Source organism: Caldanaerobius polysaccharolyticus DSM 13641, assembly GCF_000427425.1.
GTDB lineage: Bacteria > Bacillota > Thermoanaerobacteria > Thermoanaerobacterales > Caldanaerobiaceae > Caldanaerobius > Caldanaerobius polysaccharolyticus.
In genome coordinates, this window is sequence record NZ_KE386495.1 from 964536 (window position 1) to 982134 (window position 17599).

Annotated in this window: 17 protein-coding genes; all 17 read left to right on the forward strand. The window is 40.9% G+C overall.

Annotation, left to right across the window (positions count from 1 at the left end; all coding sequences use genetic code 11):
* Positions 1–122 precede the first annotated feature (122 nt).
* The 17 genes from CALPO_RS0111225 (at position 123) to CALPO_RS0111305 (ending at position 17598) form a co-directional block, all read left to right on the forward strand.
* Entirely contained in the window at positions 123–1472 is a 1350-nt protein-coding gene (locus CALPO_RS0111225; protein ID WP_245589949.1) for a citrate/2-methylcitrate synthase, read from the forward strand.
* A 171-nt stretch (positions 1473–1643) separates the two neighbouring features.
* Positions 1644–2765: a class II glutamine amidotransferase gene (locus tag CALPO_RS0111230; RefSeq protein ID WP_026487406.1), complete on the forward strand. Its 1122-nt coding sequence runs from the start codon at positions 1644–1646 to the stop codon at positions 2763–2765.
* On the forward strand, positions 2762–4267 hold the full coding sequence (locus tag CALPO_RS0111235) for a glutamate synthase-related protein (RefSeq protein ID WP_026487407.1): 1506 nt from the start codon (positions 2762–2764) through the stop codon (positions 4265–4267). Before CALPO_RS0111230 ends, CALPO_RS0111235 begins: the two co-directional genes overlap by 4 nt.
* Positions 4268–4280: 13 nt before the next feature.
* Entirely contained in the window at positions 4281–4724 is a 444-nt protein-coding gene (locus CALPO_RS0111240) for a 4Fe-4S dicluster domain-containing protein (protein WP_026487408.1), read from the forward strand.
* Between the two features lie 2 nt (positions 4725–4726).
* Entirely contained in the window at positions 4727–5995 is a 1269-nt protein-coding gene (locus CALPO_RS0111245) for an NAD(P)/FAD-dependent oxidoreductase (RefSeq protein ID WP_026487409.1), read from the forward strand.
* The gene (locus CALPO_RS0111250) at positions 5992–6726 is read left to right on the forward strand and encodes a GltB/FmdC/FwdC-like GXGXG domain-containing protein (protein ID WP_026487410.1); all 735 of its coding nucleotides are present in this window, start codon (positions 5992–5994) and stop codon (positions 6724–6726) included. Before CALPO_RS0111245 ends, CALPO_RS0111250 begins: the two co-directional genes overlap by 4 nt.
* 148 nt (positions 6727–6874) lie before the next feature.
* Entirely contained in the window at positions 6875–8206 is a 1332-nt protein-coding gene (gene glnA / locus CALPO_RS0111255; protein WP_026487411.1) for a type I glutamate--ammonia ligase, read from the forward strand.
* Positions 8207–8230: 24 nt separating this feature from the next.
* The gene (locus CALPO_RS0111260) at positions 8231–8800 is read left to right on the forward strand and encodes an ANTAR domain-containing response regulator (RefSeq protein ID WP_026487412.1); all 570 of its coding nucleotides are present in this window, start codon (positions 8231–8233) and stop codon (positions 8798–8800) included.
* Between the two features lie 149 nt (positions 8801–8949).
* Positions 8950–10356, forward strand: a complete 1407-nt coding sequence (amrA, locus tag CALPO_RS0111265) for an AmmeMemoRadiSam system protein A (protein ID WP_026487413.1) — start codon at positions 8950–8952, stop codon at positions 10354–10356.
* Complete coding sequence (amrS, locus tag CALPO_RS0111270) at positions 10353–11336, forward strand: AmmeMemoRadiSam system radical SAM enzyme (protein WP_026487414.1); 984 nt, start codon at positions 10353–10355, stop codon at positions 11334–11336. Before amrA ends, amrS begins: the two co-directional genes overlap by 4 nt.
* 68 nt (positions 11337–11404) lie before the next feature.
* Positions 11405–11818, forward strand: a complete 414-nt coding sequence (locus CALPO_RS0111275) for an adenine nucleotide alpha hydrolase family protein (RefSeq protein ID WP_026487415.1) — start codon at positions 11405–11407, stop codon at positions 11816–11818.
* Positions 11819–11940: 122 nt separating this feature from the next.
* Positions 11941–13407 (forward strand): IS1182 family transposase, encoded by a 1467-nt coding sequence (locus CALPO_RS13855; protein ID WP_035172585.1) that lies wholly within the window; start codon positions 11941–11943, stop codon positions 13405–13407.
* 116 nt (positions 13408–13523) lie between these two features.
* Complete coding sequence (cdaA, locus tag CALPO_RS0111285) at positions 13524–14354, forward strand: diadenylate cyclase CdaA (protein ID WP_026487416.1); 831 nt, start codon at positions 13524–13526, stop codon at positions 14352–14354.
* Positions 14347–15534, forward strand: coding sequence for a CdaR family protein (locus CALPO_RS0111290; protein ID WP_026487417.1), 1188 nt, complete (start codon positions 14347–14349; stop codon positions 15532–15534). Before cdaA ends, CALPO_RS0111290 begins: the two co-directional genes overlap by 8 nt.
* 103 nt (positions 15535–15637) lie before the next feature.
* Entirely contained in the window at positions 15638–16309 is a 672-nt protein-coding gene (locus CALPO_RS13860; RefSeq protein WP_051585973.1) for a hypothetical protein, read from the forward strand.
* Positions 16306–16521, forward strand: a complete 216-nt coding sequence (locus CALPO_RS0111300) for a 4Fe-4S dicluster domain-containing protein (RefSeq protein ID WP_026487418.1) — start codon at positions 16306–16308, stop codon at positions 16519–16521. Before CALPO_RS13860 ends, CALPO_RS0111300 begins: the two co-directional genes overlap by 4 nt.
* 18 nt (positions 16522–16539) lie before the next feature.
* Positions 16540–17598 carry a 3-methyl-2-oxobutanoate dehydrogenase subunit VorB gene (locus CALPO_RS0111305; RefSeq protein WP_026487419.1) on the forward strand — a complete coding sequence of 353 codons (1059 nt, stop codon included), beginning with the start codon at positions 16540–16542 and terminating at the stop codon, positions 17596–17598.
* The last annotated feature ends 1 nt before the right edge of the window (position 17599 follow it).

The following is a 17599-nucleotide window of genomic DNA, read 5'->3' on the forward strand; positions in this document are numbered from 1 at the left end:
ATAATAAAACTATTTGTAATATAATCGATTATTGAATTTTTACTGCTTTAATTATATAATTAAGGAAATCTCATAAACACGTGTACTCGGTCTGCAAACATATTGATTAGGAGGGGTATGGAGTGATTGATTTTAACAAATTTCTGGATAAAATGTCTGCTGTTGCTGAAAACAATAACGCTATTGACCCTGAATACTACACAAAGTATGAAGTAAAAAGAGGGTTGAGAAATAGAAATGGGTCTGGGGTTTTAGTAGGGTTGACAGAAATAGGTGAAGTCCACGGGTATACCATCGATGAAAGCGAGAGGGTTCCTGTAGAAGGTCGCCTGTATTACAGGGGCATTGATGTCAGTGAGATGGTAGAAGGGTTTCAAAAAGATAAAAGGTTTGGATTTGAAGAGACCTGTTACCTGCTGCTTTTTGGACACCTTCCTGATAAAAATCAGCTAGCTGAATTTGTGGACATTTTAGGGAATTTGAGGCGATTACCTGACGGTTTTACGGAAGATATGATATTAAAAGCGCCTAGCCCCGATATAATGAATAAGCTGGCGAGAAGCGTACTGGCTTCTTATTCCTATGATGATAACCCCGATGACACGAGCATAAAAAATGTTTTAAGGCAGAGCATTGAGCTGATTGCCCGTTTTCCGACTATGGTGGCTTACGGATATCAGGCGAAATCCCATTATCATGACAACAACAGCCTGTACATTCATCCGCCAAGGCCTGATCTGTACACCGCTGAAAATTTTCTCTACATGATAAGGCCTGACAACAAGTACACCAGATCCGAAGCTGAAATACTGGACCTGGCGATGGTGTTGCATGCTGAGCATGGCGGTGGCAACAATTCTACATTTGCGGTTCACGTAGTTACATCTACCGGTACAGATACCTATTCGGCCATTGCTGCCGCTATCGGGTCGCTAAAAGGTCCTAAGCACGGTGGAGCTAATTTAAAGGTAATGGGCATGATAGAAGACATCAAAAACCATGTATCTGATTGGAATGATGATGAGGAAATAGCAGAATATCTTAAGAAAATAATCAACAAAGAAGCTTACGATAAGTCGGGACTGATTTACGGCATGGGCCATGCGGTGTATACCCTTTCTGATCCGAGAGCAGTGCTTTTGAAGAAAAAGGCAGCAGAACTGGCTGTAGAAAAGAATATGGAAGAGGAATTTAACCTGTACCTGAAAATTGAACAGCTGGCGCCAAGGGTTTTTGCGGAGATGAAACAGTCCAATAAGGACATTTCCGTCAATGTAGATTTTTACTCAGGTTTTGTGTATAAGATGCTTGATCTGCCGCAGTCGCTGTATACGCCGATTTTTGCTATGGCCAGAATTGCTGGGTGGTGTGCTCACAGGATAGAGGAATTGGTAAGCGGCCAGAGGATTATAAGGCCGGCTTATAAGAGCGTTTCAGGACATAGACCGTATATTCCGTTAGATCAGAGATAAATGAAATTTTTAAAAATTCATATTGCAAAAATAAAAAAAAACACTTATAATATTAACTACTATATTACCTATATGTATCGCAATTTTTGTTTTATAATTTATTATTTTAAGGAATAATTTGCAAGATCCAAAAAATAATTTTGCATATTTGTAATGGCAAGGGGGAAAATCATGGTAAGGGAAGGGAATGTGAGAATACCATCAGGATGTGCTATAAGCGGCATATTGAATAAAAAAGGCGATAGGATATCCGGCCAGATGATTACGGACTCTATTGCGACGATGCATGACAGGTCCAATGGGCTGGGTGGCGGTTTTGCGGCTTACGGTATCTACCCTGAATATCGAGATTATTATGCTTTTCACATGTTTTACGACGACATAGTGGCAAAGCAGGATACCGAGCGCTATTTAAAGGAGAATTATAACGTCTCCTATGAAGAAAGAATACCTACCAGAAAGACAAAGGGCATTGAAAACGAACCTATTATATACAGGTATTTTGCAAAGCCGAAATTGGAATGCCTTAATACTGCTGAGCTGGATGAAGATGAGTTTACTTCAAGGTTTGTCTTTTACGTAAACAGCAATATAAAAGGGGCTTATGTTTTTTCCAGCGGCAAGAATATGGGCGTTTTTAAAGCAGTGGGCTACCCTGAAGATGTTTCTAATTTTTATAAGTTGGAAAATTATTATGGTTATATCTGGACATCTCATGGCAGATTCCCCACCAACACCCCTGGTTGGTGGGGAGGGGCACATCCCTTTAGCATTTTGAACTTTGCTGTGGTTCACAATGGCGAGTTGTCTTCGTATGAGGCAAATCGGGAGTTCTTAGAGCAGTTTGGCTACAAGTGTACTCTTCAGACTGATACAGAGGTAGCGGCATATATATTTGACCTTCTTGTGAGAAAACACAATCTGTCATTTGAATTGGCATGCAAGATAGTGGCATCTCCTCTATGGCGTGCCGTGGACAGGATGGATGAAAAAGATAAGAAGTTGTATAAAAGCCTTAAGATCGTATACGGAAGAGCGCTTTTAAATGGGCCTTTTTCCATAATATTATCCCATTCTCAGGGGATAGTGGCTATAAACGATAGATTGAAGCTGAGGCCTTTAACAGCTGCGTCCAAAGGCGATTTGATGATGGTTGCCAGTGAAGAGTCGGCTATAAGGGAAGTTATAAAAAAGCCGGAAAGGGTATGGATACCTAAAGGCGGTGAACCCGTTATAGGTTATGTAGAAAGCGAACAGTCAGAGGAGAAATCAGCGAAGGAGGTGCCGGCATGAGCCTGAGCCTTTTGACCCCTGAATTTAAAGTAATACGGGATTATGATAGGTGCATCAATTGCAAGGTGTGCATGAGGCAGTGTGCCTTTGAAGTGCATTATTACGATGAAGATGCTGATAAGATGATGGCAGATGACATGAAGTGCGTGGATTGCTTAAGGTGTGTGACACTGTGTCCAACTCAGGCGCTTACCATAATAAAGCATCCCCAGGTTTTCAGGGATAACGCCAACTGGGTATCAGAGGCTATAAGGGATATATATAAGCAGGCGGAAACAGGCGGGGTTTTACTGGCATCCATGGGTAATCCCAAAGATTACCCTATTTATTGGGATAAAATGGTGATAAATGCCAGCCAAGTCACCAATCCTTCCATTGATCCGCTAAGGGAGCCAATGGAATTAAAGACTTTTATCGGCAGAAAACCCGATAGGGTGGAGGTAGATGAAAACGGCCAGCTTAAGACGGAAATGCCTCCTCAGATAGAGCTGAACACGCCTATCATGTTTTCTGCTATGTCGTATGGTTCCATAAGCTATAACGCTCATGCTTCTTTGGCAAGGGCTGCGAAGGAGCTGGGTATATGTTATAACACCGGTGAAGGAGGGCTTCATAAGGATTTTTACCAATATGGCCCTAATACTATTGTTCAGGTAGCTTCAGGACGGTTCGGGGTAAATAAGGATTATTTAAATGCAGGAGCAGCCGTTGAAATAAAGATAGGGCAGGGGGCAAAGCCAGGGATAGGCGGTCATCTGCCTGGCGAGAAAGTAAGTGAGGATGTATCGCAGACCAGGATGATACCTGTGGGCAGTGACGCTATTTCACCTGCACCCCATCACGATATATACTCCATAGAAGACCTGGCACAGCTTATTTATTCCTTGAAAGAAGCTACAAACTATGAGAAGCCTGTAGGGGTAAAGATCGCTGCAGTGAACAATGTGGCTGCAATAGCATCGGGAATTGCCAGAGCCGGTGCTGACTATATCGCTATAGATGGCTTTAGGGGTGGTACAGGCGCAGCGCCTAAGAGGATAAGGGATAGTGTGGGTATACCTATAGAATTTGCAATAGCAGCCGTAGATGCCCGTTTGAGGTCGGAGGGCATAAGGCACCAGGTATCTATTGTGGCAGCAGGTAGTATAAGAAACAGCACTGATATAATAAAAGCAATAGCATTGGGCGCTGATGCGGTGTACATCGGTTCCGCTGCGCTCATAGCCCTGGGATGTCATATGTGCCAGCAATGCCATACAGGTAAGTGCAATTGGGGTATAGCAACACAGGACCCCAACCTGGTAAAGAGGTTGAATCCCGATATTGGCGCGAGAAGGCTTGTAAACCTCATAAACGCCTGGAGCCACGAGATAAAGGAAATCCTCGGAGGTATGGGCATAAACGATATTGAAAGCCTTAAGGGCAACAGGCTTATGCTTAGAGGTGTGGGATTGACCGAAAAAGAGCTGGAAATCCTGGGGATAAAAGCTGCTGGAGAGTAAAGGGGGTAAAAGCGTGAAAAAAGTATACGCGAAGGAAGAAGTATGCATTGGTTGTAAGCTGTGTGAAGTATACTGCATAACATCCCATTCTAAATCCAAAGACGTGATAAAGGCGTATAAGCTGGAGCAGCCTAGACCTGTGGCCAGGTTGGTTGTAGAGGAGGACAAACCGGTTTCTTTTTCCCTTCAATGCAGGCACTGTGATAAAGCGCCGTGCACTAAAGCGTGCATCACAGGCGCGATGAGAAAAGATCCTGTTACAGGTGTGGTCACGTGCGATACCGACAAATGTGTTGGATGCTGGTCGTGCATAATGATATGTCCTTTTGGGGTTATTAATAGAGACACAAATAAAAAGGTGGCATCAAAATGCGATTTGTGCGCAGAAACAGGTACGCCCGCATGTGTTGCCAATTGCCCCAATGAAGCGTTGGTGTACGAGGAAAGGGTGGTTTGATGATGAGGTACGTTATAATAGGAAATTCTGCTGCAGCAGTAGGCGCTATAGAATCTATCAGAAAGTACGATAAAGACAATGAGATCATGGTTATCTCTGAAGAGCCTTATCACGTGTATTCAAGGCCATTGATATCCTATTTCCTCGGCAATAAGGTTGAAAAAGACAGGATGATTTATAGAGAACAGGATTTTTACCAAAAAAATAAAGTCACTACTGTCCTTGGTTGCAAAGCGACTAAAGTGGATACCCGTGCTAAAGAAGTGCTGCTGGAAGACGGAAAAAAGGTAGGTTTTGATAGATTATTGGTGGCTACGGGAGGCAAGCCGTTTATACCATCGGTGAAAGGATTGGATAAGGAAAATATCCATACCTTTGTCAAAATGGATGACGCAATAAGGTTAAAAGAATCCGCAAAACCTGGCTCAAAGGCCGTAGTAGTTGGCGGTGGTTTGATAGGTTTTAAAGCGTCAGAAGGTTTAAGGGACTTGGGCGTGGACGTTACTGTTGTAGAGCTAGCCGATAGAGTGCTTAGCGCTATACTGGACGTCCAGGGAGGACTGATGGTGCAAAAGAGGCTGGAACGCTTTGGTATACACGTAATCACTCAAAACACCGTAGAAGAAGTCGTTGGAGACAGAAAAGTAAAAGGCGTGATTTTAAAGGACGGAAAGATGTTGGAATGCGACAATCTAATTATAGCTATTGGCGTTGTACCCAATAAAGAGGTAGTGGAGGGAACTGATGTTGCTGTAAATAGAGGCATAATCGTTGATAGGCATATGATGACCAATATACCGGGAATATACGCTGCGGGAGATGTGGCAGAAGCGTACGATATGTTAGCGCAGCAGAACAGGGTTATACCAATTTGGCCCAACGCGTATATGCAGGGAGAAGTGGCAGGTGCAAACATGGCAGGCTGTGACATGATTTACGACGGCAGTTTTGCCATGAATTCTATAGGTTTTGAGGATGTGCACATGATAACAGCAGGCGTGATAAATCCTCCCTCCGAAGACTATGAGGTGTTGGTCAAGGCAGACGAGCAAAACACGGTTTATAAAAAACTGGTGCTAAAGGACAACAGATTGGTTGGTTTTATAGAGATTGGAAAGATCGATAGGGCGGGTATATATACCAATCTTATAAAAGAAAAAGTGGATGTGTCATCGTTTAAAGATAAATTATTAAAAGATGATTTTGGGTACGTGGACCTTCCTAAAAAATACAGGAAGCAAAAGATGCTGGGGATGGTGGTGCCTGCATGAAGATTATTGATGCGTCAGGTATGTACTATAGAGAATTAAATGAAAGGATAAAAGAAGAGATAAAAAAGGGAGAAAAAGAAATTTATCTTAAAAATGTAAACGGTCAAAGGTATATAGGCGATGGCATAAGCTCGGATGCCAAGATTATCATTGAAGGCACTCCTGGCAACGACATGGCGGCTTTTATGGATGGGCTCACTATAGAAGTAAAAGGCAATGGGCAGGATGCCATAGGTAATACCATGAATGAAGGCAAAGTCATAGTACATGGTCATGCTGGCGACGTGATTGGATATGCTATGAGAGGCGGTGTTATATACGTAAGAGACGATGTGGGCTATCGAGTGGGAATCCACATGAAAGAGTATATGGATAAAGTGCCTGCTATTGTCGTGGGAGGTTGTGCAGGAGATTTCTTTGGAGAATATATGGCAGGAGGTATCCTCATACTCCTGGGCCTCAATAGGGGAGAAAAGGATATAGTAGGAGATTTTTGCGGCACGGGTATGCACGGCGGCGTCATGTATATTAGGGGAGATGTAGAAGATTATAAGCTGGGAAAAGAAGTAAAAAAAGTCCCTCTGGACGATAGGGATATGAGCATAATATCTGCGTATGTAGAAGAATACGCGAAGCTGTTTAACGTGGATTTTAATGAAATAATGAAAGAAGATTTTATAAAGCTTTATCCTTACAACAAGAGGCCTTATGGCAAGTTGTATACCCACTGACCATTTGAAATGGCGGTTGCGCTGTGCGTTTTGATATGATATAATAGACATAAAAGAAAATAGTGATAAAAAAAGGGCAAGGGCGTCCTCAGAGGCATGAAATATGCTTTTTCTGAGTACGCTTTTTGTGTATGGAGGAGGATTTTAGATGGCCAGTTATTTGTCTAAGGAAGACGTATTGAGAATTGCCCATGAAAGAGGAGTTGAGCTGATACATTTACAGTTTTCTGATATATTTGGGATAATGAAGAATGTTACAATACCCATTGAAGAACTGGAAAGGGCGTTAAATAATGAACTGATGTTTGACGGATCTTCTATAGACGGATTTGTGAGGATAGAAGAATCGGATATGTATTTAAGGCCTGATCCTTCTACATTTGTGATTTTTCCGTGGAAATACGATGGTGTTGAAGCGAGATTGATTTGCGATATATATAACCCTGATGGCACGCCTTTTGAAGGCTGTCCCAGAAACGCTCTGAAAAAAGTGATAAAAGAAGCCGCTGATATGGGGTTTAAAATGAATGTGGGACCTGAATGCGAGTTTTATCTTTTCCTCACTGACGAAAAGGGGAATGCGACGACTATTACTCACGATGAAGCCAGTTACTTTGACATGGCTCCTGTAGATTTAGGTGAGAATGCCAGAAGGGATATGGTGAGAACGTTAAAAGAAATGGGATTTGAAATCGAAGCTTCTCATCACGAGGTAGGGCCAGGTCAACATGAAATAGATTTTAAGTATGATGACGCCTTGTCTACAGCTGATAAAATATTGACGTTTAAAATGGTGGTTAGAATAATAGCTCAAAAACATGGATTGCATGCTACTTTTATGCCAAAACCCGTATTTGGTATAGCAGGTTCAGGGATGCACATGAACCAATCATTAGTAAAAGATGGCAAAAACGCATTTTACGATCCTGAAGGGGAATTGAAATTAAGTGAAATAGCTTATAATTACATTGGAGGTATAATGAAACACGCCAAGGCTATCACTGCAATAACCAATCCCACAGTGAACTCATATAAGAGATTGGTCTCAGGTTATGAGGCGCCTGTGCATATTGCGTGGTCTGCCAGAAATAGAAGTCCGTTGATCAGAGTTCCCGCTAAGAGAGGGATGGCCACAAGGATCGAATTGCGAAGTCCGGATCCTACTGCAAATCCCTACCTCGCTATTGCGGTGATGTTAAAAGCGGGTATCGATGGGATTAAGAACAAAATAAAGCCGCCGGCTCCTGTAAACAGAAACATATTCGATTTAACAGACAGCGAATTAAAAGAGCTGAATATAAGCAGTTTACCTGGTACGCTGGAAGAAGCTTTAAACTGCCTTGAAGAGGATCCTTTGATAATGTCAGCATTGGGTCCCCATATCTCGAAAAGGTACATTGAGGCTAAACGCATAGAATGGGATGAGTTCAGGGTATACGTGACCCAATGGGAATTGGATAAATACCTTCAAAAGTATTGAGAGGACGTAGGGGGGGTATGGGTCGTGGCACAGTACAAGATTATAATAGCCGATAGCAATGATAGCACGCGTGCAACCCTTAAGTCCATTTTGATGCAAAACGGTTATTTCGTATACGAGACCCAAGACGGTTCTTCTACGGTTCGCCTTGCCAGGAGCTTAAAGCCTGATTTGGTAATAGTGGATAACAATATAATCGGTATTAACGGCTTTGAGATAATAAAGATTTTTGAAGAAGGCAGGATTTCTCCCATATTATTTATCTCTAACACTATTGGAAAGGAATTCATGGAAGAATTAAGGGAAAAATGCAATTTCACTTATATAACCAGGAGTTTGGACAGAAATAGCCTTATACAGATTATAGATTATATAATATACACTTCGAAGAAAATCGCAAAAATGCTTGATGAAATTGAGCAATTAAAGCGCACGCTGGAATCTCGCAAAAAGATAGAAAAAGCTAAGGGTTTGTTGATGAAAGTAAAAAATATGTCTGAAGACGACGCATATAAGTATATGAGAAAGAGGAGCATGGATAAAGGCATTCCCATGGAGCAGATAGCCGATGCCATAATAATCATGTATTCGTAATTTGCTTTCCAGCCGCTCTTTTTATTTCTTATATATTTATATATTTAACTTGTATTTGTCTGATCTCGTCTTTTTCCATAATCTGCGGTTATGAAAAGTGGTATAATAGAATAGAGACGATGAAATTTACCTTTTTTGAGGTGGTAATTATGGGTAGAATTCTATCTGCGTATTTGATGCCTCATCCTCCTATAATAGTTCCGGATGTAGGGCGAGGGGAAGAAGAGAAACTGCAAACTACTATTTCTAGCTTAAATAAAGTGGCAGATCAGGTGAAAGATTTAAGGCCGGATACCATTATAGTCATATCTCCCCATGGGTATGTATTCAGAGATGCCGTGTCTATAAATGCGCAATCACATTTGAGGGGAACCCTGACCAGGTTTGGAGCTCCTGGGGTAGATATAGCTTGTGAAAGCGATATAGATTTAGTAGATATGGTGATTGATGAGGCTGAGAAAAAAGGTATTCCCGTTGTTAAAATAGACCGCGATGCTTTAAAAAAATATTCTCTGCCAGAAGAGCTGGATCATGGTGCAATTGTTCCCCTTTACTTTGTCACTAAACGGTATACCCTTTTTAAGTTAATACACATGGCTTTTGGATTTTTACCCTATGAACAGCTCTATGAATTTGGAGTTGCTATTCAAAAGGCTGTGGAGAAATCCGATAAAAATGTGACATTCATTGCCAGCGGGGATCTCTCCCACGTTTTGACCCCTGACAGCCCCAATGGTTATTCACCTAAGGGTAAGGTTTTTGACGAGAAATTGATGAATCTACTAGGAAAAATGGACGTCGTGGGCGTGATTAATATGGACAGAAACCTGATCCAGGAAGCGGCTGAATGTGGTTTTAGATCCGTATGTGTCATGTTGGGTGTCTTGGATGGTTATGAGGTTGATGCCAGAGTTTTATCCCACGAAGGGCCTTTTGGAGTTGGGTACGGCGTAGCTGAATTTTTGGTAAAAAAACCTGGAAAACAAAGCCTTGTAGACACACTGTATGATATCAAAAAAAATCGGATAGCTCGCATTAGGGAAAACGAAGATCCTTATGTAAAGCTGGCAAGGCAGAGCCTTGAATACTATGTAGAACACAAAAAGCCGTTGCCGCTGCCTGACGGTTTACCTGAGGAGATGCTAAAACAAAAAGCTGGGGTATTTGTATCGATTCATAAAAATGGCGATTTGAGAGGATGCATAGGCACGATTTATCCACAGAGAGAAAACGTAGCTCTGGAGATAATAATGAACGCCATCAGTGCCGGATTTGAAGACCCTAGGTTTTATCCTGTAGAAAAAAACGAGTTATACGAGCTTGAGTATTCTGTGGACGTTTTAATGCCACCAGAGGCCGTAAGGTCAAAAAGCGAACTGGATCCTAAAAGATACGGTGTTATCGTGAGGAGCGGTTATAAATCGGGTCTTTTGTTGCCGGATTTAGAGGGCGTGGATACAGTGGATAAACAGATTTCCATAGCCCTTAGAAAAGCAGGTATAAGGAGTGGAGAAAGCTATACTATTGAGAGGTTTGAGGTAGTGAGACATAAATGAAAAAAGCTATGTACTATGAAAGATGTGAGGACAAAGTTGTACAATGTGAACTCTGCCCCCACCGCTGTAGGATACGCGAAAGCGCATATGGGATATGCGGGGTTAGAAGAAATCTTGATGGAGATCTTATAGCAGAAAGTTACGGTAAAATCACTGGTATAGCTATGGATCCTGTAGAAAAAAAGCCTCTTTACCATTTTTACCCTGGGAAGTATATACTTTCTATAGGGTCTTTTGGCTGTAATCTTAAATGCTCTTTTTGCCAGAACTGGCACATTTCACAGAAACGCGCAGACTTCAGATTGATAAGTCCAGAAGAATTAGTAAGCATAGCGGAAATGCAAGAGGGAAATGTAGGAATTGCGTATACCTATAATGAGCCATCAGTGGGGTATGAATACGTCTATGAATGCGCGCAGCTAGCGAAGCAGCGGGGTTTAAAAAATGTAATGGTGACCAACGGCTACATAAGTATCCAACCTTTAAACGATATACTTCAATACGTCGACGCGATGAACATAGATGTGAAGTCTTTTTCTGACGAATACTACAAAAAGCTTTGTGGAGGGAAATTGAACGATGTAATAAAGTCGGTGGAAACTGCTTATGCCAGATGCCATGTGGAGTTGACTACGCTAATCGTCACAGGAGAAAATGATGACTTAAAAGAGATAAAAGAGCTGGCGAAATGGGTTGCTAGTATAGATAGAGACATTCCTTTGCATTTTACGCGATATTATCCTGCCTACAAAATGAAAAATCCGGCTACCCCTGTAGAAACGCTTTTAAAAGCTTATCAGATAGGCAAAGAGTACCTCAACTACGTGTATATAGGCAATGTAGTGGGTATTGATCGCAACACCTATTGTCCGGAGTGTGGTAACCTACTTATAAAGAGGATGGACTGGGTCGAGGTTGAGGGCATAACAGATGAGAAGAAATGTTCCAGATGTGGTAAAAATATAAAAATTCAAATTTGACTTATAGTCAGCTTCTTTATATAATATGATTGGGAGTTGGTTGGTCTTTTTATGGGAAGGGGATAGCGATGATTAAAAACTTTGATCCTGGAACTCAAAGCAGGATAATGGTGTGCATAACCCCTCAAAGAAGTTGTATTAGGCTTATCGAGAGAGGAGCGCAAAGGGCAAAGGAGACTGGTGGCGAGTTTTGCGTGGTTTATGTCAATAAATCGGATGATATTTCAAAGGATATAAAGGAACATAAGATACTCTTAGATTTGTTTGACATTGCAAAAAAAATGGGTGGTACAGTGACAATTCTAACAGGTAAAAGGGTATATGAGACCTTAGCGCAGTTTGCAAAAGAAAACAGCATAACTGAAATAATAGTAGGGAAGTCGCTTCGTTCTGTCTTTGAAGTTATAAGGTATGGTGAAGTGATAAATCCGTTGAAAAAACAGATAGAGAAGAGCAATATATACCTTGAGGTTGTGGACTAAAGGACTTTTTAGTCCTCAGACTGTAGACAAAGTCCAAGGAATCCCTTATAATAAAAAGGATTCCTTGATTTTTATATTTTTGTAAAAAATAAAGAACGAACAAAAAAGAAGGAGAGGAAAAGATGCTAACAATAAAGAAAGATGACGCAAGAAACCAAGTAGAACTTATATCGATAGATCAATTAGTCCCCCAAGACCACTTAGTAAGAAAAATAGAAAAAGCAATTGATTTTGATTTCATATATGATCTAGTGAAAGACAAATATTGTGAAAACAATGGACGCCCAAGCATTGACCCTGTAGTATTAGTCAAAATAGTATTAATTCAGTACCTATTTGGTATTCCATCAATGAGAAAAACAATAGCGGAAATACAAACAAATGTAGCTTACCGATGGTTTTTAGGATATGGATTAAACGAGGAAATACCCCATTTCTCTACCTTCGGCAAAAACTACGAAAGAAGATTTAAAGACACAGACATTTTCGAAAAGATATTTACAAAGATACTAGAAGAAGCCATAAAGCACAAATTCATAAATCCAGAAGAAGTATTCATAGATGCAACCCATGTAAAAGCGAGTGCTAATAAGAGAAAGTATTATAAAGAAATAATAGAAAAAGAGAGTAAAAACTATCAGGCAAAATTAGAAGAAGAAATAGCAAAAGATAGGGAATTACATGGTAAGAAGCCATTAAAGCGAACAGAAAAAGTTGAGACAAAAGAAGTAAAAGTTAGTAAAACAGATCCTGACAGTGGGATGTTAAACAAAAATGAGAAAGAGAAATGTTTTGCATATTCCTTTCACACGGCCTGCGACAAAAATGGATTTGTTTTAGCAGCAAAAGTAACAGGTGCAAGCGTACATGATAGCGTAATGTTCGAAGAAGTATTAGATGAGGTGATAAAAAACACAGGAAAACCCAAGGCAGTAGCGGTAGACGCAGGCTATAAAACACCGTACATAATGAAGACGATGCTTGACAGAGAGATAATACCAGTAGTACCTTACACAAGGCCAATGACAAAAGATGGTTTTATGAAAAAACACCAATACGTGTATGACGAATATTATGACTGTTACATATGTCCTCAAAATGAAATATTAACATACGTTACGACTAACAGAGAAGGATATAGGGAATACAAATCAAATCCAGAGAAATGCAAGGACTGTCCATTAAGGGACAGATGTACAGCGAGCAGAGATTATACAAAAAGGATATATAGGCACGTATGGGAAGGATATGTAGAAGAAGCGGAGCATTTAAGGCATACACCATATAATAAAGAAGTATATGCGAGAAGGAAAGAGACAATAGAGAGAGTATTTGCAGATATGAAAGAGAAGCATGGTTTGCGATGGACAACGTTAAGAGGTATAAAGAAATTGTCCATGCAGGCGATGCTTGTTTTCGCATGCATGAATTTAAAAAAATTAGCGACATGGCTATGGAAAAGGAGCAAGAATCCCACACCTTTGCGCGAACTTTATCCAATATTTGCTAAAATATATACAATTATATCCAAACGCAAAGCAAACCCCACTTTTTACGTGTATAAAAAGTGGGGTTTGTCGTCAATCTGAGGACTTTTTAGTCCTTTTATTATTTTTTTCTAAAAATTTAATACCAGGTATTTAATTTAAAAATAAACTTGTTTATAATATTTATGAAGGAGATGAAAAGCGGTAGGAGTGATGAAATGAATGAGTTGATTAACATTATAACGTCTATAAGGTTTAACGACGTCATTGATATAGCCATAATTGCTTATATAGTGTACAAGGTATTCCAGATAATAAGGCGGACGAGGGCGGAACAGCTATTAAAAGGTCTTTTTATTTTATTGGTAGCCACCAAACTCAGTGAGGTGTTGCAGCTCAGGACTATAAACTGGATGTTGAGAAACGCTATGACAGTGGGAGTTATAGCCCTTTTGATCGTATTTCAACCTGAGCTCAGAAATGCGCTGGAGTCATTGGGTAGGAATAAAGTTTTTACAAAGTTTATATTTTCTGCTTCGGACAGGGAAAGCAGTGTGGAAATCGTAGATGAAATAGTAAAGGCCGTTAAATATTTATCAAAATCCAGTATAGGTGCACTTATCGTTATTGAACGTGAGACAGGATTGAACGATATAATAAATACCGGTACTAGAATGGAATCCTTTATTTCGGGTGAGTTGCTCATAAATATTTTTATTCCCAATACGCCTTTACACGACGGTGCCGTCTTGATTAGAGGCAACAAAGTAATGGCAGCAGGGTGTTTTTTGCCTTTGTCTCAAAACAGCAATATAAGTAAAGAGCTAGGCACGAGGCATAGAGCTGGCATTGGCATTACCGAAATATCAGATGCTATATGCGTTATAGTTTCGGAGGAAACAGGTGTTATATCGCTGGCGCAAAACGGCAGGCTTTCCAGGTATCTGGATACAAAGACGCTTAGGGAAGTGCTATTAAGTGAACTAAAAAAGAAGCAGATAGATTTTAAAGGAAATAACTGGTTTAAGTGGGTGAATAGGCATGAGTAAAGATCTGGGCTGGAAGATATTTTCGGTCATAATCGCGTTTTTTTTATGGATGTATGTCACTAGCACAGAAAATCCTATTATAACATACGAGTTGTCTAATATTCCTGTCAACGTAAAAAACGAAAACATAATCCAGCAGGCGGGTTTGGTAGTTTTAGATAAAAAAGAGGAGAGGGTGGACGTAAAGGTAAAGGGGAGGAGAAACGATATTATAGCTTTAAATTCTTCTAGTATTATAGCGCAATTAGACATGAGCGAGTTTAAAGGAAGAGGATGGAATAATTTCCCTGTAAATATAATAGGTTTGCCTGGGAGCATCCAGATTGTAAGCGTCCAGCCTAGTTCCATAAGGATGTATCTTGATACACTGGTAAAGCAGCAGGCTAAAGTGAGCATAAGGGTAACTGGAATTCCAAGAGAGGGGTATATAAATACGGACCCCATAGTAAGACCTGATGAGGTGTATGTAAAAGGCCCACAGAGTTTGGTTAAGAACATCGAGAGCGCCACTGCCCAAGTTAATATAAGCAATAAAAGAGATACCCTTAATCTGTCATTGCCGGTATTTCTGATAGATAAAAACGGTAAAGAAGTTAAAAACGTTGAGTACAATCCTAAAATTGTAGATGTAACGGTTCCCATATATAAAAAGAAAGATGTGCCGATCAATGTAAATTTCACCAAGGGATTGCCTGATGATTTGCGGTTGGTTGATTACAGCGTTGATCCTCCTTACATAACTATTGCGGCAAGGGATGACATACTCAACAGGGTGAACAATTTGAACACCATGCCTTTGGATATATCTAAGTATACTAAAAGCGCTAAAGTCCAGGTTAGGTTGGATGTACCCGAGGGCGTAATCCTCGTCAATGAGAGCAACAAAGTCACTGTTAATATGAATATTCAGAAGATTATGACCAAAGATTACGTAAAAAAGGGTATAATAGTGAGGAGTTCCGATGATGCTAAAGGCAGTGTCACGACGCCCGAAGTGAGGCTGACTTTAAAAGGAACGGAGGGCGATCTAAACAGCATTAAGGATTCTGATATTACGGTGTATGTAGATATAACCGGGTTGATGTCAGGAAAACATAAAGTGCCTATAAAGGTGGAAGTGCCGCAAAATATACAGGTGTTAAGCATAAGTCCGGATAAAGCGGATGTGAACGTGCAATGAGGTCTCAGCTGAGACCTCATTTTTATTGCTTGAAATCCGGTTGAAAGAGGTGTATTATATTAGTAGCTGGTATTTATAGCAGGTACTAAATGGAGCGATGAGTATGAAAGAGCTTTATATAGTAGTAGGCCATTACGGTTCAGGTAAGACAGAGCTGTCGCTGAATTATGCGCTTAAAGCGATAAAAGAAGGCAAAGGGCCCGTTAATTTGGTGGACCTGGATGTAGTAAACCCTTATTTCAGGGCGAGGGACTTCACTGAAAAGTTAAAAAATTTCGGCGTAAATATCATTAGTGCTGAAGATCATTACAGAAATGCCGATATGCCAGCGATTTCGCCTCGAATTTTTGCATCGCTACAGGATGATAGGCTGACGATTTTTGATGTAGGCGGCGATGAGGCTGGAGCACTGGCTTTAGGGTACTTTTTCAATTATCTTTCCGCGATGACTTACGAGATGTGGTATGTGGTAAACGCTAACAGACCTATGACATCTACGGCATTGAAGGCGTATGAATACCTCACAGGTATTGAGCGGGCGTCTAGGATTAAGGCGACCCATTTGGTGAACAATACCCATTTAATGGAGGAAACGTCGCCAGCAGACATAAAAAGAGGAGACATCCTGTGTCGTGAACTGTCTAAGTTAACGGGCTTGCCCATAAAATTCGTCGTAGGTAAAAAGGAAATATTAGAAGACGTAGAAGGGGTAGGTGGAGAAAAACTTTATATTGGCATTATTAATAGCTGGTTGAGAGGAGGAGGTAGCGAGTGAAAGGAAAGGTAACGTTTAAGCAGGATTTGTGTAAAGGCTGCGAGCTGTGCACCACGGTATGTCCTGTAAAAATTGTAAAGATGTCTGATAAATTAAATGCTAAAGGCTATCACCCTTCGACTGTTGATGAGGCAGATATGCCTAAGTGCATTGGGTGTGCCTTTTGCGCCATGATATGTCCTGATTGTGCTATAGAGGTAGAAAGATTATGATTCTGGAGGTGATACGATATGAAGGTATTGATGAAAGGCAATGAAGCGATGGCAGAGGCAGCTGTTATGAGTGGCTGCAGGTATTATTTTGGATACCCTATTACCCCTCAAAACGAGGTAACGGCTTATATGGCCAAAAGACTGCCAGAGGTCGGCGGCGTATTTTTGCAGGCAGAAAGCGAAGTTTCCGCTATAAACATGGTGTATGGGGCAGGAGGAGCCGGTGGTCGTGTCATGATATCCTCCAGCAGTCCAGGGATAAGCTTGATGCAGGAAGGTATATCTTATATAGCGGGTGCGGAAATACCGTGTGTCATTGTCAATGTAATGCGAGGAGGACCCGGGCTGGGCAATATAACAGCAGCACAGTCTGATTACCTGCAGGCCACTAAAGGCGGAGGACATGGGGATTATCACTTAATTGTTCTGGCACCTGCTTCTATTCAGGAAATCGCTGATATGATGAGCAAGGCCTTTGATCAGGCTGATAAGTACAGAAATCCGGTAATGGTGCTGATGGACGGTATTTTAGGGCAGATGATGGAACCTGTGGAGTTCAAGCAAAAGCCTTCTGACGATAACCTTTCAAGGTCCAAAGAATGGGCTACCACGGGAATGGGCAATAGAGATAAGCCTAATCTCATCACATCGCTTTACATAGAGCCTGAAGCGCTGGAACGGCATAATTATCACCTGAAAGAGAAATACGAGAAGATAAAGCAAAATGAGGTTATGTATGAAAGTTATAACACGGAAGGAGCAGACGTGGTTGTAGTAGCATATGGCATAACCTCCAGGATAGTGAAAACGGCTATATCCATGGCCTCAGGTGAAGGTATAAGGCTAGGGCTTCTGCGGCCTATAACGTTGTGGCCTTTTCCTTATAAGGCTTTTGAAAAATTAAACGGCGTTAAAGCATTGCTTACAGTAGAGATGAGCCTTGAACAGATGCACGAAGATGTTTTACTGGCAGCGACTGGTAGAATACCTGTTTACTTTCTAGGTAAACCTGGAGGAGTGGTGATTGAACCGGTGGAGATCGTAAATATGGCTAAATCAATTTTAGGGAGGTGTTAAA